Consider the following 22787-nt stretch of genomic DNA (forward strand, 5'->3'; position numbering starts at 1 on the left):
GTACTCTGTCATCCTTGATTTGATGAGCTGAAAAAGATGGAGTATCCTTGAAGGACAAACGAAACAGATCCATTCAAGGAGGCTCCATGAAGAAGTATAGCGTCCAGTTAGATGCCCAGCAACGCCAGATGCTCGAAAGCCTGCTGACAGGAGGGAAGGCAACAGCGCGCAGTCAGACACACGCGAGAATTTTACTGAAAGCCGATCAGGCAGAGGGAGGGCCAGGGTGGACAGATGAGCAGATCGCCGAAGCGCTCTCAGTCGGAAGGGCCACAGTAGAACGGGTGCGCAAACGCTTTGTTGAGGGAGGGCTGTTGGATGCTCTGGTGCGGCGTCCACAGCCGGAACGGCCCCAGAAGCGGAAAATGGATGGAGAACTGGAAGCACGCCTGGTCACGCTGGCCTGTAGCCAGACGGAAGGGGGACAAAAGCGTTGGACGATGCGGATGCTCGCCGAGAAGTTGGTGCAACTGGGGTACATTGATCAGATCAGCCACAATACCGTCTGGGTCACACTAAAAAAAATGAACTGAAACCGTGGCGAAAAAAGCCTTTCTGCATTCCGCCAGAAGCGAATGCGGAATGTGTGTATCACATGGAGGATGTGCTGGAAGTGTACCAGCGTCCCTATGATCCGCGGGTGCCGAAGATGTGTATGGATGAGGGAAGCAAACAAGTGCTGGCTCACACGCGCAAGCCGATCCCGATGGAAGCCGGCGAGCCAGAGCGCGTCGATGACGAATATGAACGCAAAGGAGTGTGTAGCGTGTTTCTCGCCATGGAGCCGGAAACGGGAGCGTGCCAGGTGCGCGTGAGCAAGCGGCGAACCAAAAAGGACTGGGCGCTGTTTCTGCGTGATGTGATTGACCTTCACTACCCCCATGCCGAAAAAATTGTGCTCGTGATGGACAATCTCAACACGCATACGCCTTCCTCGTTTTACGAGGTCTTTGAGCCCGCAGAAGCTCGACGGCTGACCGAAAAACTGGAGATCCATTACACGCCCAAGCATGGGAGTTGGCTGAATATGGCCGAGATCGAACTGTCCGTTCTCGCACGGCAATGCTTGTCCGATCGCTTTCCCAACATGCAGGCGCTTACTGCTCAGGTGGATGCTTGGCAGCAGGAGCGCAACCAGGCAAAAGTGACCATCAACTGGCGCTTTACCACGGCTGATGCGCGCATCAAGCTCAAGCGTCTTTACCCATCCATTGAAGCATGACAGAATACTAGCTGCTGCCACATGTAGTTCAGACTATTGTGCATCTGGCTCCCGGTGTTGTAGGCGGCAATAATAGTCTCGGGCGGTAAGAACTGGAGGCTGTGGTGCATCATGGCGATAACAGCTAGCGCCGCTTGCTTCCCCCCGGTAATGGGTGGATTGAGCGTGATACCCGCTAATTTTTGGTTGACGCCATCCACAATCTCGGCGGTGAAGCGATTGACCATGGCCGTCTCGTAGGCGCTGTGTACGCCATGCTCAGATGGCTGATCTGGGTGTCCATGATGCAGATAGGAGACATGCAGTGGCTGGCAGGCGTCGCCCACATAGTGGGCCATTGTGCCTGCAATACAGACAAAGCTCGCGACGTCCTGTTGCTTTAAGGCCGCCACCATCTCATCGTACATCTGCCAGACGCGGAAGGGTAAGGCCCCGCGCTTGGTATCCATATTGAGTGCGTCATAGAAGTTGTTCCAGAGCGCGATACTGACGTTGCGTTCGTCCTGGCACAGATCGAGCAACGTTTGCCCGTCAAAGGTCCCCTGTCCAGGCTGGTCCATGTCGGCGAAGTGGTTGGATTCGTCCTGCGGTCGCGTCGTCCTCCATACCAGGTCAGCCACGTCGGCCAGGGGCACAAACTGCCCACTACCATGAATATGGGTTGTCCCCTGTACCAGTTGATCATCTCCGAAGGCGATGGCGTCTTTATTATTACTCATCAGTGTCTTGAGGTTGGGTGATTGGAGGATGTCGCAGGCGCTGCTTGCGATTTTATAATGGCCAACCTCGCCCCAGTATTCGCGATGCCCCGTATTCCAGCTAGTGACAAGGTCCACATCTAGTTCATGGCATACAATGCTCAGGCAACCTGCCAGGGCGAAGCGAAGTTGCGTGCTCCCCTGTGCCTTCTGAACTATATGCCCGCCCCATTGAAGCGCCAGGGGACGCAGGAGGGTAGGTGCCTTGACGGTGCTACCTCCTGATTTCTGTTGCCCCGGAGCGTGATCAGGATCAAGACACCAGATGGTTCCTGAATCGCCAGGCATAGTCTGGAGGGCTGGCTGTCCCGGACGGGAGCCGATCAGAAGCTCACTGACATAGTCAAAGCCTCCCATGGAGCAGTAGCGGTAGAAGAGGGCCTGGATCTCACCATACATCTTGCCTGAAGCCGCGCCATGCGCGCAGACGGGGAGGCCGATGAGGTCCAGGGAGATATTCTCAGGATTCAGATTCACGGGCGCACCCAGCTCGCCCAGGCCAAAGATCTGCGCTGTCCACTTGCTGAGATCCTCGATACGAATAAGCCCCGCGTCCAGGTTGAGGTAGGCATTTGTTCCGGACCAGTTGGGATAAACCTCCGCGAAGCTCCTTTTGCGCAACTGATTTGTAATTGCCTGGCCAATTGCCTGCCGTTGTCCATTAGAAATGGTGTAGACGGTATTGCCCGGCTCTCCACTCACATGCTGATTGGTCAGGACATAGATGTTATTGCCGTCTGTAACCAGGCAACCAGCTGAACCTATGTGCTCATGTCCCTGTGTATCGGTCACGAGTGGATAGCCTCCTCCAAGCATGTCATGAGGGAAGGCTACATCTCGTAGGGGTGGAGGCGCCTCCTGCTGCTCCGGAGCCAGGATCACGCAGGTGGGAACAATACGGCCATCTGGGAGATAGAGGAAGCGTGGCACCACCTGGTCCGGGTCCGACTCGATCAAGGCTTGTTGGGTCTGCCATTCTTTAACGAAGACGAGCACGCAGGGCCAGGACCAGGATTGGACGATGGTATTCTCCAGCGTGCGCTTGGGAGATTGATGACGGTGGCGCCATTCTGTTTGCTTTACAGGTGTGTGTGCGTCGGGATCGTCCTGGCGAATGCGGTAAAGGCCAATGGCGGTCGCGACCACATTCTCCAGGTTTGCCAGGTGTACATGATAGGCATCCCGCGCATCCAGCAGGTCGCGCACAGACAGCGACCTGAAGTTTCTGCCAGCATGGCTTGGGTGTGTCAAGGCTTTCTCCTCTCAAGCAAACAACAAGCCGCCCACGTTGGCGACATAATTTGAGTAACCATAAAATGCGATTGAATTCTTTTGTATGTTTGGCACTCAATTGAATTCATGAGCGTATTACTCTAAATAAGACGCTGAAATGATTCTCTTTTCGTGTCTCTTTAAGTCTTCTCGCCGCAACGTGTCTCACAGGTTTATTAATATGAGGCGGGAGCCAGGGGGCAAGCAACCTGTCAATGAATACCGGCCCTTGAAACAGCGATGCTCATATGGATGCGGATAAAAGGACTGTTGCTCTCTTTCATTTCTCCACATATACTGTTTCCTCAGCATGAGAAAAAGCTATGCTATACTTTGGGAATGGGGAATAGCAACAGGAGCGCATTCAAGGACGCGCTCCCATTCACTATGGATAGGATTTGTAGATGCTCACAGAGAATGCATATGATCTTCTTGTGGTCGGTGCTGGCGTTTTTGGCCTGACGACTGCCCTGGAAATGAAGGCACGTGGATATCGTGTTGCTGTTATTGACCCCGGCCCTCTGCCACATCCCTTAGCCGCTTCTACAGACATTAGCAAAATTGTGCGTATGGAATATGGTTCGGATGAAGCATATATGGAACTGGCGGAACAGGCATACCAGGGCTGGCTACAATGGAATGAGATGTTAGGTGATACGCTCTTCCATAACGTCGGCGTAACCATGTTGACGCGCGCACCTATGTCCCCTGACGAGTTCGAGTACGAAAGTTATCATCTGCTATGCAAACGGGGGCATACTCCTGAGCGTCTCACAGAGGATACTATCACACAGCGCTTTCCGGCCTGGAAAGCTGGGGCTTTCGTCGATGGTTTCTTTCATGCCCAGGGAGGCTATGCGGAAAGTGGTCGTGTGATAGCTGCCCTGGCCCGGCTTGCCCAGACACAAGGGATCGGCCTGTATCCAGGCCAAAAGGTCGAAGCCTTGCTCAAAGAGAATCAACATGTGCGGGGTGTGCGCACTTATGCTGGAAATAACTTTTACGCTGAGCATGTTGTAGTTGCCTCTGGAGCATGGTCCTCTCTCCTTGTTCCAGACCTAACTCCCTTCGTGAAGGCAACTGGACATCCCGTATTTCACCTCAAGCCAACCAATCCCAATCTTTTTACCTCACCAGATTTTGTCGTTTTTACTGCCGATATTGGTCGCACTGGCTGGTATGGCTTCCCTCTTCATCCACGTGAAGGAGTGATCAAAATAGGTAATCACGGAGTAGGGCAGGTGCTTCATCCTGAGCAAGATGAGCGAGTCGTGACCAGCAGTGATATAGAACAGTTACGGACGTTCCTGACTGCTACTTTCCCCGCACTACAAGACGCGCCTATCGTGAGTACCCGCCGTTGCCTCTACGTTGACACGCCCGATGGCGACTTCTGGATTGATCGTCACCCTCAATGCGCAGGCCTCACCATAGCGACAGGAGACAGTGGGCATGGGTTCAAATTTGCGCCGGTATTAGGTGAATTGATCGCCGATGCTGTTGAAGGAAAGCCGAATCGCTGGTTGCCTAAATTCCACTGGCGCGATGTCTCCTGGCATACTGGAAAGAAGGAAGCATCACGCTACAAAGGCGAGTGATAGTAATAGTAGTACCGTGCCTTTTCATGAGCTGGGCAACGCTTTGATGAGCAGCTAGAGAACCGGTCGAGAAATCACGCAGCCTCCTGAAACTCAGCAGAGAGTTGTTGGGAACGAGCCAGAACATGTAAATTGTGGACGATAGCGCGCCCGTCGTCCTTGCCACCGACCAACATGGGCCAGGGTATGCTCAACTGCCACTCGTTCACGCAGGTGAGTACGCCCTTGTGGAGTCTGCTGACGCTCTCGTAACTCGGTGAGCAAGGCTTCGTCGGGATGAATACTCACACTGCGCCCGTTCGCGCTAGTCGTGCATTGCGCTTTCAAGGGACACTGAGCGCAGGTTTCTTTGGGAAAATGCACAACCCCACCGGGGACAAAGGGCATCTCCTGTTCTGCTGGACAGCGAATGCTCTGCCGGTCCCAATCCAGGGTAAATGCCTGTTTCGAGAAGTGCTTCCCCTCGCGGACAGGCCAGGCTTTGCAATAGATTTCGAGTTCGTCACTGCGTTCCCGCACAAAATGGCTACTCAAATAGCCCCGGTCGATGTGGAGTTCCGTTAAATGCACGCCTTGCTGCTCCAGATCAGCGCCAATATCTTTCGTCACGCTCGCTTCTGCCACATTGGCAGGCGTGATGCCCACCGCACGGATGAAACCAGTATCTAAATCGTGGAGCACATGGCGTTTGTATCCATCGACGCGCACACTCCGGCTTTTGCGCCCATGTCGCATCTCGACGTCTTCTACGCTGATGCGCCGATCTTTGGCGACGCCTTTGATCAGGCTTGCTTTTCCTTTGTCATCGATGTGTACATCTTGCTCTTTCACCGGGCTTCGCAATCTTCAAGAACGGTTGAGCCAGGATCGCTTCTTCCTGTTTCAGTGTTTGCACCCAGGTCTCTACCGCCTGCAGTACGTTCAAGACCAGGCCCAATGCCTCTTCTCGTTGCCCAACCTTGTCCCAATCCCGATCAAGAGCCACCTTCAGACTTGTCGTACCCACCATGTCGGCTCCCGCCTCTTGGGCGACCTCGACCAGCTCCCGCCCCTGCTGATCGGCCACCACACGCATGACCTTTTTGAGCGCGTGGCCCACTAAATTGTACGTATCTTCGACTCGACCAGCTCCCCATAACGGACTGCTATCCAGAGCTGCTCGCAGGGCTCGTGCCCCAAACGCTTGGCTTTGGCCAGCAATCTGAGACCAGTTCGTTCAATCAGCCGTCGATCCATTTGCGCCTCAATGAGTCGCTGGCGGAAGGCTACCAATGTCCCTTTGCTGAACGGAGCTTGTTCGGTATCCAGACAATCTAGCACCAACTGCCAGCGCCGATCCATCACGGTCGCCTCGATCACTTCATCATCTGACACCCCCATATACGCTTCCAGGATGAGCGCCAGCGCCAGGATCGCCGGGGTGACGGGTGGTTGTCCTCGTTCTGCTTTGCGATACAGACTTGCCAATTCCTGCTGAAACGCTTCATCAAATAATTCATGTCGGTGCTGACGCAAAAAGATAAACAGCTTCGCTTTCCGAATTCTCTTCACAATTTGCTCTTCTTGTTGGCTTAACTCGATTGGGGGAATCCACGTCACTGGTTGCATGCTCTGCCTCCTGGTCCATTGTAAGGCTCGATCCTTTTTCTTGAGCTAATCACTCCCAGGTGGCTCTGTCAATCTCATCATGCGCATCCGCTCCCTCTGGAGAACAAAAGCTGGGCAAATATGATACGATAGGAACAAAACAGCTTGCTTTCACAGAGGAGCTTTTGTATGACCATCGATACAGCTTTCACCCACTTTCCATCCCTCGCCACCAACCGCTTGCAGCTTCGGCAAATCCAGCCCTCTGATGCAGAGGCATTCTTTGCCCCATTTTCTGACGAGGAGACTATGCAGTTCTATGGTGAGCCGCATCGATCTTTAGACGACACGCGTCAAGCGATTGAACAAACACAGGCACGTTTTGTTCAGCGCGAGGCTATCCGCTGGGGTATCACACTCACAGGCGAAGATCAGGTGATCGGTTCGTGCGGTTTCCATCACTTCGACACCGACTTTTATCGCGCTGAAACCGGCTATATCCTCAATCGTGCTTTTTGGGGCCAAGGCATTATGATCGAGGCAATGTCTTCCATTCTGACCTATGGGTTTGCAGAATTGGGACTCCACCGTGTTGAGGCCATCATCGATATTGCCAATGAGCGATCGAAAAGCCTGTTGCTGAAGCTCGGCTTTACCTATGAGGGAAACTTGCGCCAGCGCTACTCCTTCCAAGGTCGTTTCGAAGATCAACACTACTTTGGGTTGCTCAAAGATGAATGGCACGGATCAGTGTAAATCTCGTCTGGAACTCCTGGATAGTAAGAGCTTTTTGTCGTCTCATCCTCAGTTCCATGCCGGGTGGTGCGGCTGCGACGCATGGTTTCTTTCTAACAGTGTCTCTCGAAAAGTTCCGATTACTTGACCGGCTCTCTAGAGATTATTCAATTGGCCTCCTCAACGCCCGAGGCTGTGGAGGCAACGATCAAAGGCTTTAGCGACAAGGTTGTGGATGAGCTCTGTCTCTGGCCCTGCCTCGCTGATCTCGACCAGGTAGATCGCCTCGCCGACCTTGTCGCCAGTAGCGCTTCATAAGGTTTAGAGCCGCTCTAGCCGCCGTGTGCTTGTGCGTGGATCGAGGTGATCGCGTATGGCATCGCCAAAGAGATTGAGACTGATGAGCACAATCACGATGGTCAGGGCAGGCCCAAGCATCATCCAGGGATCGGTGCGCAGAAAGGGCTGGGCCTCGCTGACCATCGCACCCCATTCGGGCGTGGGCGGTTGTACACCGAGTCCCAGAAAGCTCAGCACCGATTCGTCCAGAATGGCGAAGGAGATGGAGAGCGTGGCCTGGACCAACAGAGGGCTAAAAATATTGGGAATGATGTGGCGCGCCAGGATCTTCCAGGTCCTGGTACCGCTCACACGCGCGGCGGTGACGTAGTCCTGGGCCGCTATCTGGAGCGTTTGACCCCGGGCGATACGAGCGTAGATAGGGATACGTACCACGGCCAGTGCGATGACCAGGTTGATCAGGCTGGGTCCTAGCGCGGTAACCAGGGCCAGGGCCAGGACCAGCGATGGAAAGGCGAGTAAGGCATCTACCAGCATGGTAATAACCTGGTCGACCCAGCCCCTATTATAGGCGGCGAGGACGCCAAGAATGGTGCCACAGACGCCTCCCAGCAGAATCGTAATCGCTGCGACCGAGAGTGAGATACGCGTGCCATAGAAGATACGGCTGAGCTGATCCCGGCCAAGCTCATCTGTGCCAAGCAGATGCGCACCGCTGGGTCCCTGGGCGGTGTGCGTGGGATTATAGATTATTGGAGAATAAGGGCTAAGGATGGGTGCGAAGATGGCTATCAGGATGAAGAGGAGCAGGATTAGGCCACACCACCAGCGGGGATCTTGCCGCAGGGCGTACAGCAATTGCTTTAAACCCGAACCAGCTTTCTCTCTCTTGCCGGGTGGGTCAGCCTGCGTCTCGCTCTCCAGGCTTGTTTGTACACTCATATATTTCTCTCCTTGCATGCAACACTCACTTCGCCTCAAAGCCTATGCGCGGGTCAAGGACCGCGTAGCCGACATCGACGAGCAAATTGGCTGCCATATACGAAAGGGCAGAGAGTAGCACAACTCCTTGAACGACCGGGTAGTCCTTGGAGAGGATGCTGGTCACAGCCAGTTGACCAATACCAGGCCAGAGAAAAATAGTCTCTATGGCGAAGGTACCCGCCAGAATCGCGCCTACCTGTAAGCCTATAATCGTGAGCACGGGGATGATGGCGTTGCGCAAGGCATGGGTATAGAGTATTGTGCGCTCTCTCAGGCCCTTGGCGCGCGCGGTACGCACATAGTCCTGGCTCAATACCTCGATCATGCTGGCCCTGATCTGGCGCATATTGACCGCGATAGATCCAGCGCCCAGCGTTATCATAGGTAAAATAAGGTAGCGTAGGTTGCCTGCCGGGTCCTCTTGAAAGGAGATATAGCCACCTGGAGGAAAGATGCGCAGGTTTACGGCAAATAAGAGCAAGAGAAACAAGCCCAGGACGAAGGCAGGGGTAGCCGTGCCAAGCAAGCTGACGATATTGACGAGCCAATCGATCCAGGTATTGCGGTGCGTGGCGGCATAGACGCCCAGGGGAAAGGCCAGCAGCAGGGAGAAGAGCAGCGCGCTAATGCCCAGTTCCGCGCTGGCGGGAAGCCGTTGCCAGATCGACTGTAGTACCGGCTGTTGGAGCTGGATCGATTGCCCCAGGTTGCCATGAAAAGCTTGCCAGAGCCAGGTGCCAAACTGTTCAGGCAGCGATTTATCTAACCCTAATTGCTGGTGCAGGGCGGCGATGGTCTGGGGTGTGGCCTCCTCACCGAGCAGCACGCGCGCCGGGTCGCCCGGAACAAGGTGAATAGTCATAAAAGTCATAAAGCTGACCAGCAACGCTACAGGAAGCATAAAAAGCAAGCGTTGTGCGATATAACGGGCCACATTGTACTCCTTCACTAGTTTTGAGGTTATATATTGAGTATGGCTGTCTGGCTGGCTTCGCCAGCAGGCAGCCATACTCAATAGGTTCCTATGAGGCCAGGGTTACTGTCGCAAAGTTGTAAATGCCTGTTGGCAGAATCGTGAAGTTCTTGACGCTGGTGGTCGTTGCCTGGACTGAGACTCCGTGGTTGATAAAGATGTACGAGGCATCCTGCAAGATCAGTTGTTGCGCCTGCTGGTAGTCTGTCGCGCGCTCTTGCTGATCGCTGGAGGCGCGTGCCTTTTCCAGCAGGAGATCTGTCTGGGGATTGGAGTACTGCATATTATTATTGCCGCCACCTGTATGGAACCACGAGTACAGGTTGCCATCTGGATCGGGGCGACCGCTCCATCCAATCAGCGCTGCCTGGAAGTTATGGGCGCTGGTGTCGCTCAAAATGGTGGCAAAGGTCTCCTGTTTGATGTTTACGGTAATCCCGGCTGGTTGCAGTTCGGATTGAATAAACTGTGCCTCCTGTGTATTGAGCGGCGAGCCACTGGGGACGAGCAGGGTAAAGGTGATGCTGGTCTTTCCCGCTTTGGCCAGAGCGGCTTTCGCTTTGCTAATATCGTAGGTGTAGGGCTTGAAGTTTTTGTCATAGGCCCAGCTAGTCGGTGGAATGGGGCCACTTGACAGAACACCATTGCCCTTGAGCACGGTATCCAGAATCTCCTGGCGGTTAACGCCCCACTCGATAGCCTGGCGCACATCGAGATTATCCAGGGGCGCGACCTTTGTGTTGAGCATAAAGCCGAAGAAGCTCAAGGCTGGTGCCTGTTTATAGGTCAGGTCGGGGTTGGATTTGGCCGACGAGATATCGTTCGGGTCAAGCCCGTCCGCGAGATTAATGGTCCCGGTTTGCAGGTTGGAGAAGCGCAGGCTGCCATTGGTGATGGGACGATAACGTACAGTATCCAGGTAGGGCAGCGCCTTCCCCTGACCATCCTTTTGCCAGTAAGAGGAGTTCTTCTTGATCGTGAGATGGTCCCCTTTGGCCCATTCGCCAAACGTAAATGGCCCGCTGCCAGCATTGGTAGGAGCATTTGCCAGGTTCGCGCCCAGTTTTTGAACCGCCGTTGGCGATAAGATCATGCCAGCGCGGTCGCTCAGGGTTGCGAGCAAGGGCGAAAAGGCTTTCTTGAGGTTGAAGACTACGTGTGAAGCATCCTGGGTCTGTACCGACTTGACGCTTGAAAGCTCGCTATAACGGGGCGATGATTGATTGGATAGAATACGATTGATGTTAAATACGACCGCATCCGCGTTGAAAGGTGTGCCATCCTGGAACTTTACATCGGTGCGCAGGGTAAACACCAGTTGTGTGGGCGAGGAATACGACCAGGAGGTCGCCAGGTCAGGGACGAGTGCATTCTGCTCATTGACGTGAACCAGGGTGTCATAAATATTCAGCATTACCTGTCGGTCAACAAGGGCCGTCGATTTGACTGGATCAAGCGTTACAACATCTGTGTTTAAGCCGACGGCCAGGTTACCACCAGTCTTGCTCTGAGTGCTAGACGTGGTGTCGCCGCCACAGGCTGCTAGTAGCAGCGCCAGGGCGCTCAAGAGCAGAGAAAATGTCAGGAGCAGCCTTGGCTGACCCATGCCTCCTCTTCGCCAAAAAGAATGTCTCATGGCTTGGTTCCTTCCTTTCGGACCACTAAATAAAGAAAGATACGCTATCTTCAAAAGATACGCTAAAGAAAGATACGCTATCTTCTCAAAACTTCTCACCACTGCATGGTTCACCTATGCATACTGGTGAGTGTGGTCGCTGACTGGCGGAGCCAGTCAGTGACCACACTCACCAGTATGCGAAGCGTTGCAGACGCTGAGAATACATGATAACAAGAGGAACCGCGTTGTTACCTCAAAAAAACGTTGTCAGTTTATGTAATAGTAGATAACCTGAAGGAAGCAAGTGAGTCAGATTTTATTTGACAATTTTTGCCTGGGGAATAGGATAGAAAGGCAAATGCAACTTGCTTGTTAATAACAATATAATATCAAATTGACCTTTGTCAAGCTTTTTTTGTAAAGACTTAATGCAGAGCTTTCCCTATATATAAAGTAATAAAGAATGGTTGTAAAGTAATAAAGAATGGTTGCTTGCTACGAGAATGTGATATACTTCGGTAAATTCCTGCTTAAGTAGCAGCATATTTGTAATCTCAATGCGTCTTGCATTGCTTGTGGTAAAAGGAGGTTTCTCTTGGCCCTCACAGCAGGAGCACAGACATTTCCTCAACATCGTCCGGCTACCCTGGCCCGGCGGGGTATGGTTGCGGCCCCGCACTATCTGGCAGCGGAAGCCGGGTTAGATCTCCTCAAGGCAGGTGGCAACGCGATTGATGCCGCCATCGCGGCGAGCGCCATGCTCCAGGTCGTCTATCCCTTTGTATGTGGTTTGGGCGGCGATGTATTTATGCTTATCCATGAAGGCGCTAGTGGAAAGCTCTACGGCTTAAATGGGAGTGGTCGCTCGGCTGGGACCGCGACCATTGAGCGCTATCATGAGCTGGGGTATGAGCGCATGCCAGTGTTTGGTATTCACTCCGTCACTGTGCCTGGCTGTGCCAGTGGCTGGGGTGAGGCCGCGCAACGCTTTGGCCGCCTGGGATTAGGCGCGTCCCTGGCGCCCGCGATCTCCTACGCGGAAGAAGGCTTTGCCATTGGACCCGACCTGCACACGGCCCTGACCAATGCTAGCGCCAGGCCCGACATTCACCGTTCCTGGCATACCCATTTTCTCCCTGACGGTAGCGTACCCGCTCACGGGTCGATCATGCGTTTCCCCACGCTGGCGCGGACGCTACGCACCATTGCTAAAGAGGGGCCAGAGGCCTTCTACCAGGGTGCCATTGCCGAGCAAATTGCCAGCTTCTTCGCTCGCGAGGGTGGCTTGATTACGCGTGAGGACCTGGCAGCCCATCGCAGCGATTGGGTGACGCCCTTGAGCGTGCCTTTCGCGGGCATGGATATCTATGAACTTCCTCCCAATACCCAGGGGGTGACGGCCCTGCAAATGCTGGGCATGCTGGATCAGCTCCCTCTCGGGGCCTCTCCTCTCTCCGCCGAAACGGTTCACCTGGCGGTTGAGGCCAAGAAACTGGCCTTCGCTGATCGCCAGGCCTACCTGACTGATCTCGGACACATGCGCGTCGATCCTGCCTCTCTTATTGAAGCCAATTACTTGGCAAGCAGACGTGCGCTGATCGATCCCCAGCGCGCACAGGCTTCTATCGCGCCCGGCGGCTTTACGGGTGACACCGTCTATCTCTGCGCGGCGGATCGCGAGGGCAACGTGGTCTCGCTTATTCAGAGCAACTATATGGGCTTTGGCAGTGGCGTGGTCGTGGATGATACGGGAATTGTGCTGCAAAATCGGGGCGCGTATTTCTCGCTGGACCCGTCTGCCGCCAATGCCCTGGCGCCTGGGAAGCGTACATTGCATACGCTCATTCCCTCCATGGCCCTACGCGAGGGGCGACCTGCTATCGTCTTTGGCAGCATGGGCGGCGATGGTCAGCCTCAGACGCACCTCCAGGTCTACACGGCCCTTGCCCGCTATGGCCTGAATATGCAGCAGGCCATTGAGATGCCGCGCTGGGTCCATGGTGCCATCCATGGCACTGGCGGCGAGACGCTGCTGCTGGAGAACCGCTTCCCGAGCGAGACGGTCGATACTCTGCGCAGCCTGGGACACGAGGTACAGGAGGGCAAGCCATGGCTCACGACCATGGGCTATGCCCAGGGTATCATCTTCGATCCCGCCACCGGCGTTATGCAGGGGGGCTCAGATCCCCGCGCCGAAGGCATCGCGGCTGGCTGGTAAGATGATGGATACAAGCAGGGTGCCTTCCTACAAGGGAAGGCACCCTGCTTGTATCCATTTTTTATAGGAAAGGCGGCAAGAAAACCGCGAAGTCTTCAGCTTCGTGGATGAATTGCCGCACCTCACCCTTGATCCTCAATGTACTGGCGTCTTGTTCCCTGACTTGCATCGCCAACGGTACGGCAGAAGTATCCATCGCTCCAGAATGTCCTTTCCTTCCAAAAGTGTCTTCTCAATTCATCTTCGTGCATCTGCCAAAGCTGAAGAGTCGATTCTTGCTTTAACCTTCGTACTATCGCGAGTGGTGCTATCCTCGGTTCGCTTTTTACTAGGCAGTGAATATGATCCTTGTCCACCTCCATCGTCTCAAAGGAAACGTCTGATTGTGTTGCAATGACCTCGAATATCCTTTTTGTCTCATCTCCAGAGCGCATCAAACGTTTTTTCCCGCACTTGCAGACAAAGATGAGGTGATAGAGAATGAGGGATTTGGCGTGGTTCTTTGTTTCATCATCCATGATGAACGTGCACTTACTCTCTTCATTTTGTCAAACTTGGGAAGTGGTTTGAACTCAATTTTGTTGCCGTCAATGTCCATGAGGATCGCGTAGCCGGTAGACATTCTCCCCTTGATAAAGTACTCCTTCCCCAAATAGTACACCTTATCAAACTTGCGAAATCCCATGATCTTACCTGTGTTCACTCGTTGTTGACCGTGTTTTCCTTTCGTTTGTTTGTAATCTCCATCTGACACACAGTGTTTTGAGAGCACGCTCGTGGTATAGAAGGTTGGCTTCACTCCTCGTGTTGCAATCACGGCTGCATCAAAGATATGCTCTTTGGGGAGTCCTACCAGAAGACGATGCTCTTTGGTGACAAAGCCCCAGGTTTCCTCTGCCTCAACACGCTTGAGTAACTGAATGCGGATGCTATTCATCTGGGTCGCATGTTGCAAGGTTCCCTTTTTCTTGCCTGTGAGTTTCAGGGTGATGGTGCCTGCATGGAGTCCATCATGACAAGTTTTGCAGAGAGTGAGTAAATTCGCTTCCTCATCGCTTCCATTTCGACTTCTGAAGATGATGTGGTGAACTTCAAGCCGTCGGTCCTTTGACTTCCCTTTGCACTGCTGACAGAGGTAGCCGTCTCGTGTGAGCACATAGGCTTTGGTATTGGCAAAACCGTAGTTGATGCCCCTCTGGTAGAGCCACTTCTTTTGCAGGACTTCAGGATTTCTGAGTGCATAAGGATCAAATGAGCCTGTTTCTAGTATCGTAGACGTGATGGGCAGCAAGGACCGTATAAAGCGAATTTCTCGCAGATGAGTATCAATCTTGCTTCTCATGGTGGGCGAGAAGCGTCCAGTTTTGATCGATTTCTTGCGATTGAGCCAGCGAGCAGGGCGATAGCGTGTCTTGCGTTGACGACGATTGCGGCGTGCTCTCGCTCGTTCCTTCATAGTGTTTGCAATATCATTGCGTATCTCGACTTCCGAAAGATACACGACGTGTCCATGCTCATTAGCCACGGCTGATCCGATTATGGAACTTCCCGTATCAACGCCATGGGTCAGCGGTTGTGTGTACACGTGCTCTGGCTGTGCGAGAAGCTGAATCGTAAAGGGCGTTCGATGCCTCACCTTTGCTTTTCCTTGTTTCAGCAACAACCTCGCAATGGCAGGTTGACAGGGCATTAATGGTGTTCTCTCCGGCGAGAGGACGTAGACGACGTTCATAGAAAACTCCTTTCGGAAAATGCTCCGGCAAGCGCCGGGTGGTGCGTATCCCTTCGCTGTGACCACGAAGGGAATCCGGCTTCATCTCGACAGTGTTCAAAAGGCTTTTTGCGCTGAGAGCACCGGCCCTTTCCTCAAGCCTACTTAACCCTCAGCGACAGAGCAGCGGTCTGATGCGTCAACCGCAGGTGTCATGACCAATCGAACGCTGTTCCCATTTCTGGAAACGAGTCTGGTGAACTCAAGCTTCCGAAGGAGCTCCTGGTCTGCGTCTTCAGTGACTTCCGAAGAAGCCACTGCGTCTTCAGCTCAGTGGTAGTTCACATTTGGTGCGGCCTCAAACGGGTGCGGCCTCTTCTTCTGGAGTATACAGTGTGCCTGTGGGCTGATCCTCCAGGGACTCGTGCAGGCCGAAACGCTGCCAGAGTACTTGTAGGGGGCGAGGCGCCCACCAGTTCCAGTCGCCAAGCAGGTTCATCATCGCGGGTACCAGCAGGCCACGCACCAGGGTCGCGTCTATCAGGATAGCTAGCGAGATGCCGATGCCAATCTCCTGAATGACCAGGATGCGCGAGGAGGCGAAGGCTGCCACGACGATTGCCAGCAGCAGCGCAGCGCTGGTAATCAGCCAGCCAGTGCGTTGCAGGCCGGTCGCCACGCTCTCGCGGTTATCCCCGCTGCGATCAAATTGCTCCTTGATGCGACTAAGCAGGAAGACCTCGTAGTCCATGGAGAGGCCGAAGGCGATGGCAAAGATGAGGATAGGCTGAGTGCTATCCAGGCTGCCAAAGGCCCTGAACTGTAACAGGTTTTGCAGGTGTCCATCCTGAAAGATCCAGACCAGCGCGCCAAAGGTGGCGGTCAGGGAGAGTGTATTCAGAAGAATGGCCTTGAGCGGCATAATCAGTGAGCCAGTCATGAGGAAGAGCAGGACAAAGATCGCCACGCCCATCAGGAGCAGAGCGTAGGGGAATGTCGCCAGCAGGCTGGCAAACTGGTCCACCTCTTCCGCTGGCGTGCCACCCACCATCCGGCTCAGGCCTGTAGGCGGCGTGATGACGCGCACATCTTTGACCAGGCTTCTGGCATCATCAGAGTTGGCATCCAGGTTCGCCGTCAGGATAATCTCGGTCACGTTCTGTTTGGCCAGCTGTTTGGCCGCCTCTGTGATTTGCGGATTTAAGGCTGGATGCGCGTAGAGTTGCTGATATTGCGCTAGCGTCAGGCCGGGGACCAGGCTGACCACGCTCTGCACATTCGTGACATGCTTCAATTGTTTAAGCTTGCTGACATAGGTATCGAGTTTGGCCAGGTTCTCTGTGCTCAGGGCATCCCCCAGCGTGCGCATGGCAATCGTGAGCTGAGAGTTATCCTGGTCAGGGAAGTTCTGCTTGAGCTGCTCTACCACGATGCGCGAGGAGGCATTCAAGGGCAGCGAGTGCTCATCGGTCTGCGAGAATGAGGCATGCAGGAAGGGCGTACCCAGCAGCAGCAGAAAGGCGATAGCCACAATCGTAATGGGAATGCTCCAGCGCATCACAAAGTAGGAGAGGCGGTACCAGGCGCCCTGGCGTGTATCGATGGCGGAACGCTGGCGGCGACGCAAGAGGCGTTGTATCGAGAGCGCGTTCACGTGGCGCCCCAGCAGAGCGAGGATAGCAGGCAGAAGCGTGATTGATCCCAGCATCGCGACCAGCGCCGAGGCGATCATGGCCATACCTATCGAGCGCAGAACATCCTGGGGAAAGATCAGCAGGCTTATCAGGCTGGTGCAGACCGTCAGACCCGAGAAGAGCACGGTGCGCCCGGCGGTCGCCATCGTACGCTGAACGGCCCTGCTGACCTGGTCTGGATTGCTCGCCAGTTCCTCGCGGAAGCGGGTGATGATAAAGAGCGCGTAGTCAATCGCCAGGCCCAGCCCGATAATGGTAATCACATTTGTGGCGAAGCTTGAGACGCTGGTAAAGGTTGTAATCACGCGCAGGATCGCGAACGAGCCGACAATGGCGAAGCCACCAATTAGCAAGGGGAGCAGCGCCGCGACTAGTCCATTAAAAATGAGCACCAGTAGCAAGGCTACCAGGGGCAGGGCGATGGTCTCAGAAAAGGCCAGGTCGTGCTCCAATTGCTGGTTAAACTGAATATCGGTCGCCAGTGAGCCACCTATGTCGACATGCAGCGGAGGCGCCTTGAGCAGCGGAGTCAGGGCGTCATAGACCTTTGTCCCGCCCGCACTGGTATTGACCTCCATATAGAGCAAGGCCTGGTGCTTGTCGTGCGAGAGAAAAGAAGAACTGTGAGTCGTGTAATAGGAGGAGAAGGCTGAGACCTCCGGGCGGGTCTTCAAGGTTGCGCTTAATTGCTGTGCGGCCTGCGCAAACTGCGGGTCGGTCGCCACCAGGTGCGGATCGCTGAGCAGGACCAGCACTGTATCAGTATTCTTGCCTTTGGAGGCAAAGGTGTTTTTGAGTAGATCGCGTGCCTGAATAGACTCACTATGCGGGTCCTCGATACCAATGCCCCGCAGGGCATCAAAGACCTGGAAACCATACAGAGCCATAACAACGGTGAGTACAACTGCCAACAAAACCACCCACCACCGCGTCCGGTACAGCTTGTCACCAAGCCAGAGTAACATAGGGCATCCTTTCGCCTTACCAAGAAACACAATCCGCCACATGGCAGCATTTCAATGTACCAATGTCTGGTATCTTCAAAAAGTAGGTATTCCCTGTGAATAATACCATAGTCTGAGGCAGCAAAGAGGGAACTTACCCATGTGGGAAGGTGCTTCTAAGTAGGACGCAAAAAGCTCTTAACCGACGCTGCTAAAGCACGCGTCTACATATAATGAACGGGTATTGGCGTCATTATATGTAGACGCGTGCTTTAGCAGCGTCGGGCCACTACTCGATCTGAAGCGCAGTCGTGACTTCACTGGCGGCGCGGTAGCCCGTGAGGAGGGCGCTATGGACTGTGCCGGTAAAGCCAAGCGTATCGGTGGCCTCGCCGGCGAAGAAGAGCGTATTTTCAAGCGGCTCGGCCAGGCGGGTGGGCGCATCTACGGCGCCGACGGGGACATAGCTATAAGCTCCACGTGCGTAGGGGTCGCGGCTCCAGTTGTGGGTCGCGGTAGCGAGGATGTGAGACCGTAATGTCTCGATGGAGCGGCCAATTGTGCGTGAGAGAGCCTGAAGCGCCTGCTCAACGAGCGAGGCTTCGTCGGCCTCCGCCAGGGGCAGGGCCTGGGTGCCACCAACCCAGGCCGTCAGGGTTGGCACGCGCAGGGGTGCCTGAGTCCACCAGACGGGAAAGGTTGGGTCATCGCTGCGCAGGAAGCCCAGGCCGGGCAGCGCAATTTGCTGCTGCTCTCCCTCCTGTTCCCAGAAGAAATCATCGAAATGGAAGACGACGCGCATCGCGGCCCCCATACGCAGGTCCTGTGCCGCCTTCCACTTGCTTGGTAGATCCGGCTCATAGGCGATAGCTCCGCGTGCGCCTGCCGGAGCCTGCCAGATTCCCAGCGGTATCGTGACTATCGTGGCGCGCGCTTGCCAGTTCTCTCTCTCGCCCTGAGCATTACGCGTCTGAACCGTGACGCTGCCAGGAGACCAGCTCAGACGCCGCACCTCCTGTTCATAGACGATATTCTCGCTTCCAAGCTGCTGTACCAGCCAGTCTATCAGGCGACTATAGCCGAAGAGGGGGCGAAACTGGCGCTCTTCGTTGATAGAGTCGGCCGCGTGCTGACACTGCTGGAGCCAGTGGACGCTGACATCCTCCAGGCGCGCGGCGTTGAAGCCTTCAATATAGGAGACAACCTGAGCACGCGCTTGTTGCCAGTGCTTGGAGGCAAAATGCCGTTGCAGAAAATCCTGCGCTGAGCAATCGGGTCCCACGTAAGCGTATAGGGCCGCGAGGATGGTCGCGCTTCCCTTTACATCCTCGTGTGCATCTAACACCTGCCCCGAGCGGATAAAGGAGAAGGGGCCGCTCTCCTCATTGAGGAGGAGTCCAGCCTCATTGAAGAGGGAGAGCAGGTGTGGCTCCATGCCATGCACAAACTCGGCTCCCAGCTCGCTCCAGGCGTTCGACTTGGTGCCGTTTATATGAGAGGAAGGCTGCTGGTGCTCCACGGTGGCAATACGGCCCCCTGCGCGGTTGCGTGCCTCCAGAATCGTCATCCGGTAGCCCTGGCGTTGTAATTTGAGCGCGGCTCCCAGGCCGGCGATACCGGCACCAATGATGAGCACATCCGTCGTGGGCATAAACATTTTCCTCTTTTCTCCTACGTCTGTTCAATTGGTCCTCTCAGTATTGTATCCTAACAGGCGAGTGTTGCACCACCAGTCCTTATTTAGAGCAGCGTCGTACCACACAAACAAGAAGGGATGGCCTCATCTTTGAGACCATCCCTTCGGGTTGGGTATGACTGACTAGCCTGGCTAGTGAACGTTTACATCATCGAAGAGGGTGTAAGTGGGATCGCCAGCGTAGTTGTCATCATGGCTGGTCAGGGTAAGGGTATACGAGTGACCCGCCGTGACCGTGGCTGAGACCTGGACCCAGGTGGAGTTGTTGGTGCAGGTTTTAGCCAGGATGGTGCTGGTGGTGTTACTCGTGTTGTCCTTAAGGGTCGCTGTGGCCCAGTCATAGGTGACGGTATCGGGGCAGGTGACGCGGTACCAGAAGGAGAGCGTGCCACTGCCGCTGGGAACAGTAAAGGTCTGGCTGATACTGCTATCACCGTTGGTGGCTGAAGAGCCGCCCGCCTCACCAGAGTAGCTGCCTGAGTGAGCAGTACTGCTGATCGAGGTCGTGCCCGCAGTGGTCCAGCCGGAGAAGGACCCGGTCTCAAAACCAGGGTTCGTCACCGGATTGGTGGCCGCCGCGGAGAGCGCCACATCATCAAAGAGGGTATATGTGGCATCGCCAGCGTAGTTGTCGTCGTGACTGGTCAGAGTCAATGTGTACGAGTGACCCGAGGTTACTCCGGCCGAGACCTGGACCCAGGTGGAGTTGTTGGTGCAGGTTTTGGCCAGGATGGTGCTGGTGGTGTTGCTCGTGTTGTCCTTGAGGGTGGCCGTGGCCCAGTCATAGGTGACGGTATCGGGACAGGTGACGCGGTACCAGAAGGAGAGTGTGCCACTGCCGCTGGGAACGGTAAAGGTCTGGCTGATGCTGCTATCGCCATTGGTTGGCGAAGTGCTACCTGCCTCACCAGAGTAGCTGCCTGAGTGAGCAGTAGTGCTGGTCGAGGTCGTGCCTGCCGTAGTCCAACCCGAGAGTGACCCGGTCTCGAAGCCGCCATTGGTGATGCCGCCGCCACCGCCCGAGGTCGTGACCGTGACCGTAACGGAGGCAGTATGCGTAGCACTCCCCTCGGTACCCGTGACCGTAACGGTATACGTACCCGCCGCGACCGACGAGCCTACGCTGACTGTTAAGGTCGAGGAACCGCCCGCCGTGACCGAGGTGGGGCTTAGCGATGCGGTTGGGCCAGCAGGCGAGACGCTCGCGGAGAGGCTCACTGTGCCCGCCGATCCAGTCGTGACTGCTGTACTGATCGTAGAGGTGCCATTGCCACCCTGGGCAATTGAGAGACTGGTGGGATTGGCGCTGATAGAAAAGTCATTGGTGCCGCCAGTGGTACCAGCCGCGTCACGCGCGAAGTTCCAGACGTCTGGGGTACCAATGCCGGTCGCCAGATCATAGCCAGTGCCTGCATTGTAGAAGAGGTTGTTGCCGCTGGTCACATCGTGATAGGCTGTGTAGGTCTGGCTGGTATTGAAGAGGGTATAGAGCTCGGCGTTAACGTTGCCAAGCGTGCTCTTGCCCTGGCCTGCCAGGTAGGAGTTAACGTCCGCGGCCACGCCAGCCCATAGGGGAGCCGCCGCGCTGGTGCCGCCAACTGCGATCCAGCCCGCTGAGCCGGAGGAGCAGCCCGATGCGCTCACGGTACAGTAGACGGAGTAGCCGGACGCGGGATCGGCATCGGCCGATACATCGGGGACATGGCGCATGCTGTTGCTATCCACACCCGTGCCACTCTGATAGGAGGGTTTGGAGAAGTAGGTGCTATAGCCGCCGCCACCGCCCGCGCCTTTGGGGCTGCGCTGGGTATCGCTGGGATTGGACCAGGCCGACTCGCTGCCGTAGCTGCTGCCGCTTCCCAGTTGCAGGTTGGTACCACCAACGCCGACCACGTGGGGATCGTCGGCAGGCGAGTCTACCGCCAGGCTGGTATTGTTGCAGTCGTAGGCACCAGAGTCACCAGAGGCAGCGAAGAAGGATTGGCCCTGCGAAGATCCCTGAAGGAAAATATTATCCAGGGCGCTCAGCTCAGAGGTGCCTGAAGAGGCCTCACAGAGACCCCAGCTGGTGCTGGTGACCTTGGCGACATTATCGGTGACGATCTTGTTATAGGTATCGTTGACACCAGTCGTCGAGTTGGGTCCAATGTAGATCTTCTGGGTCGCGCCCGGAGCGATGGCCGAGACAACCTCCATATCCAGTTCGACCTCGATGGCACCAGCACCCGCTGTATTGGTGGCTCCATCCACCAGGACATTGGAGTACTTGGCCGATCCCAGGCTGTACTGGCTGAGATAGGTGTTGACGTCCGAGGCGTTATACCCATCCAGCTCAAAGATAGCGACGGTCTGCCCGCTGCCATTGGCGCTGCTGATCAGCGAGTTCATGTCGTAGGCAGTGCGCAGATCGGTCGGTGTATAACCGCCGCCAGGGCCTGCGGCAGGCGCCAGGCGCGTTGCGGGATGATAATGCGCCACATTGTCCAGGCCGCTGATGTTGAGCACCAGGCCAGAGAGATTGGCCGGGACAGACGGTTCGCTGGTAGGAGCGTAGACGGTGCTCCCATTGAGCGCGTAATCGGCGATTGTGATGTTGAAGGCGCGCTCAACAGCAGAGATAGATCCAGATGCATCGATTAAGAGGCGGTTTGAAGCAACCGAGCTGACCTGTAAGCCCTGGCTGTGCAGGTAGCTAACGACTGACCTGACGCTAGCTTCAGTGGGGCTAAACTGCGTGGCGAATTGCTGGGGCGTCAGGTACTGGTGGTACAGCGAGGAATGCGGGTCGCTCTGAGCGCGTACCAGGGCCTCCAGCGTGGCCTTATTGCGCAGATTGAGCGCGATAGAGAGCTGGAGTTGCCGGTTTGCGGACGAGGTGTGTAGAGGCGAGTGGTGCTGTAGGGCGGGAACCAGGTGCCCGGATATGATTGAGCGTCCACTGGGCGGCGCCGCCTGAACGGCCGTAGAATGTAAGAGAAACGCTGGCACGATCATCGTAATCGTAGCCAGGACGAAGATCGCCCAACGCCGGGGCGATAGTCGAAGAAATATGTTCTTCAAGGCTGAACCTCGCTCTAGAAGCCCTGGCGCGCGCTAGCGGCCCTGGCTCCCCTACTCTACCAGGAGGTGCAAGATAGTCGCCACCTGGTCACAGTACACAGAAGGGGATACAGTTTGCGCCCCTTCTCAAGGTGAAACGGGTAGTCTGCCTCCACCCCGCCAACAGGCAAAGGGATGGATTAGGAGAATATTACCTCATCATGCTTTCGCGCCACTTCAGCCATGTCTTCTGCGCCCAATGCCCTTTTGAAGCACTTTCATGCATAGAAAGTGCTCTATGTCTTACCCCATCTTCTCTAAGCCCGGCCTCTCATACAAAGACTTATATAAGACTTGTATTCGTTTTTGCCTCGGCTCGCTCTGCTCGCCTCGGGGAAAGGGGGTGTGGGGTGGCAAACGGCAAAGCCGTTTGCCACC

General features: G+C 55.3%; 14 protein-coding genes and 1 pseudogene. 5 read left to right on the plus strand and 10 right to left on the minus strand.

Features of this window, described 5'->3' with window-relative positions:
• Positions 1-86: 86 nt before the first annotated feature.
• Positions 87-1222, plus strand: a protein-coding gene (locus KRAC_RS72955; protein ID WP_157507867.1) for an IS630 family transposase whose coding sequence is annotated in 2 segments (ribosomal slippage) — positions 87-516 and positions 516-1222 — 1137 coding nt in all. Because the reading frame shifts where the segments join, the coding sequence is not laid out codon by codon here.
• Here KRAC_RS72955 and KRAC_RS49475 read toward each other — a convergent pair.
• Complete coding sequence (locus tag KRAC_RS49475; protein WP_007920257.1) at positions 1201-3231, minus strand: phospholipase C/P1 nuclease family protein; 2031 nt, start codon at positions 3229-3231, stop codon at positions 1201-1203. The genes KRAC_RS72955 and KRAC_RS49475 overlap by 22 nt on opposite strands.
• Before the next feature lie 425 nt (positions 3232-3656).
• Between KRAC_RS49475 and KRAC_RS49480 the strand changes: the two genes are divergently transcribed.
• On the plus strand, positions 3657-4850 hold the full coding sequence (locus KRAC_RS49480; RefSeq protein WP_007920259.1) for an NAD(P)/FAD-dependent oxidoreductase: 1194 nt from the start codon (positions 3657-3659) through the stop codon (positions 4848-4850).
• Positions 4851-4924: 74 nt separating this feature from the next.
• Here KRAC_RS49480 and KRAC_RS49485 read toward each other — a convergent pair.
• A pseudogene (locus tag KRAC_RS49485) lies at positions 4925-6458 on the minus strand (IS1182 family transposase).
• Positions 6459-6626: 168 nt separating this feature from the next.
• On the opposite strand from KRAC_RS49485, the gene KRAC_RS49490 reads away from it, so the two are divergent.
• A complete protein-coding gene (locus KRAC_RS49490) occupies positions 6627-7193 on the plus strand; it encodes a GNAT family N-acetyltransferase (protein ID WP_007920261.1) in 567 nt (188 codons plus the stop codon).
• Between the two features lie 123 nt (positions 7194-7316).
• Positions 7317-7490: a hypothetical protein gene (locus tag KRAC_RS72960; protein ID WP_157508020.1), complete on the plus strand. Its 174-nt coding sequence runs from the start codon at positions 7317-7319 to the stop codon at positions 7488-7490.
• A 3-nt stretch (positions 7491-7493) separates the two neighbouring features.
• On the opposite strand, the gene KRAC_RS49495 is transcribed toward KRAC_RS72960, so the two are convergent.
• The 3 genes from KRAC_RS49495 to KRAC_RS49505 form a co-directional block, all read right to left on the minus strand.
• Complete coding sequence (locus KRAC_RS49495; protein WP_007920262.1) at positions 7494-8414, minus strand: ABC transporter permease; 921 nt, start codon at positions 8412-8414, stop codon at positions 7494-7496.
• A 25-nt stretch (positions 8415-8439) separates the two neighbouring features.
• A complete protein-coding gene (locus KRAC_RS49500) occupies positions 8440-9390 on the minus strand; it encodes an ABC transporter permease (RefSeq protein ID WP_157508024.1) in 951 nt (316 codons plus the stop codon).
• 88 nt (positions 9391-9478) lie between these two features.
• A complete protein-coding gene (locus tag KRAC_RS49505) occupies positions 9479-11035 on the minus strand; it encodes an ABC transporter substrate-binding protein (protein ID WP_040448234.1) in 1557 nt (518 codons plus the stop codon).
• 607 nt (positions 11036-11642) lie between these two features.
• On the opposite strand from KRAC_RS49505, the gene ggt reads away from it, so the two are divergent.
• Positions 11643-13265: a gamma-glutamyltransferase gene (gene ggt, locus KRAC_RS49510; RefSeq protein ID WP_007920269.1), complete on the plus strand. Its 1623-nt coding sequence runs from the start codon at positions 11643-11645 to the stop codon at positions 13263-13265.
• Positions 13266-13387: 122 nt separating this feature from the next.
• Here the strand turns inward: ggt and tnpA are convergent, their stop codons facing one another.
• From tnpA to KRAC_RS64115, 5 genes are all read right to left on the minus strand, one after another.
• Positions 13388-13783, minus strand: coding sequence for an IS200/IS605 family transposase (gene tnpA / locus KRAC_RS49515; protein WP_040447421.1), 396 nt, complete (start codon positions 13781-13783; stop codon positions 13388-13390).
• The gene (iscB, locus tag KRAC_RS49520) at positions 13699-14997 is read right to left on the minus strand and encodes an RNA-guided endonuclease IscB (protein WP_007920271.1); all 1299 of its coding nucleotides are present in this window, start codon (positions 14995-14997) and stop codon (positions 13699-13701) included. The genes tnpA and iscB overlap by 85 nt, the downstream gene beginning before the upstream one ends.
• A 337-nt stretch (positions 14998-15334) precedes the next feature.
• Entirely contained in the window at positions 15335-17635 is a 2301-nt protein-coding gene (locus tag KRAC_RS49525; RefSeq protein WP_007920273.1) for an MMPL family transporter, read from the minus strand.
• Positions 17636-17903: 268 nt separating this feature from the next.
• A complete protein-coding gene (locus KRAC_RS49530) occupies positions 17904-19265 on the minus strand; it encodes a flavin monoamine oxidase family protein (RefSeq protein WP_052569259.1) in 1362 nt (453 codons plus the stop codon).
• Positions 19266-19442: 177 nt separating this feature from the next.
• Positions 19443-22370 carry a protease pro-enzyme activation domain-containing protein gene (locus KRAC_RS64115; RefSeq protein WP_007920277.1) on the minus strand — a complete coding sequence of 976 codons (2928 nt, stop codon included), beginning with the start codon at positions 22368-22370 and terminating at the stop codon, positions 19443-19445.
• Positions 22371-22787: the final 417 nt, after the last annotated feature.

This window comes from Ktedonobacter racemifer DSM 44963, from assembly GCF_000178855.1.
GTDB lineage: Bacteria > Chloroflexota > Ktedonobacteria > Ktedonobacterales > Ktedonobacteraceae > Ktedonobacter > Ktedonobacter racemifer.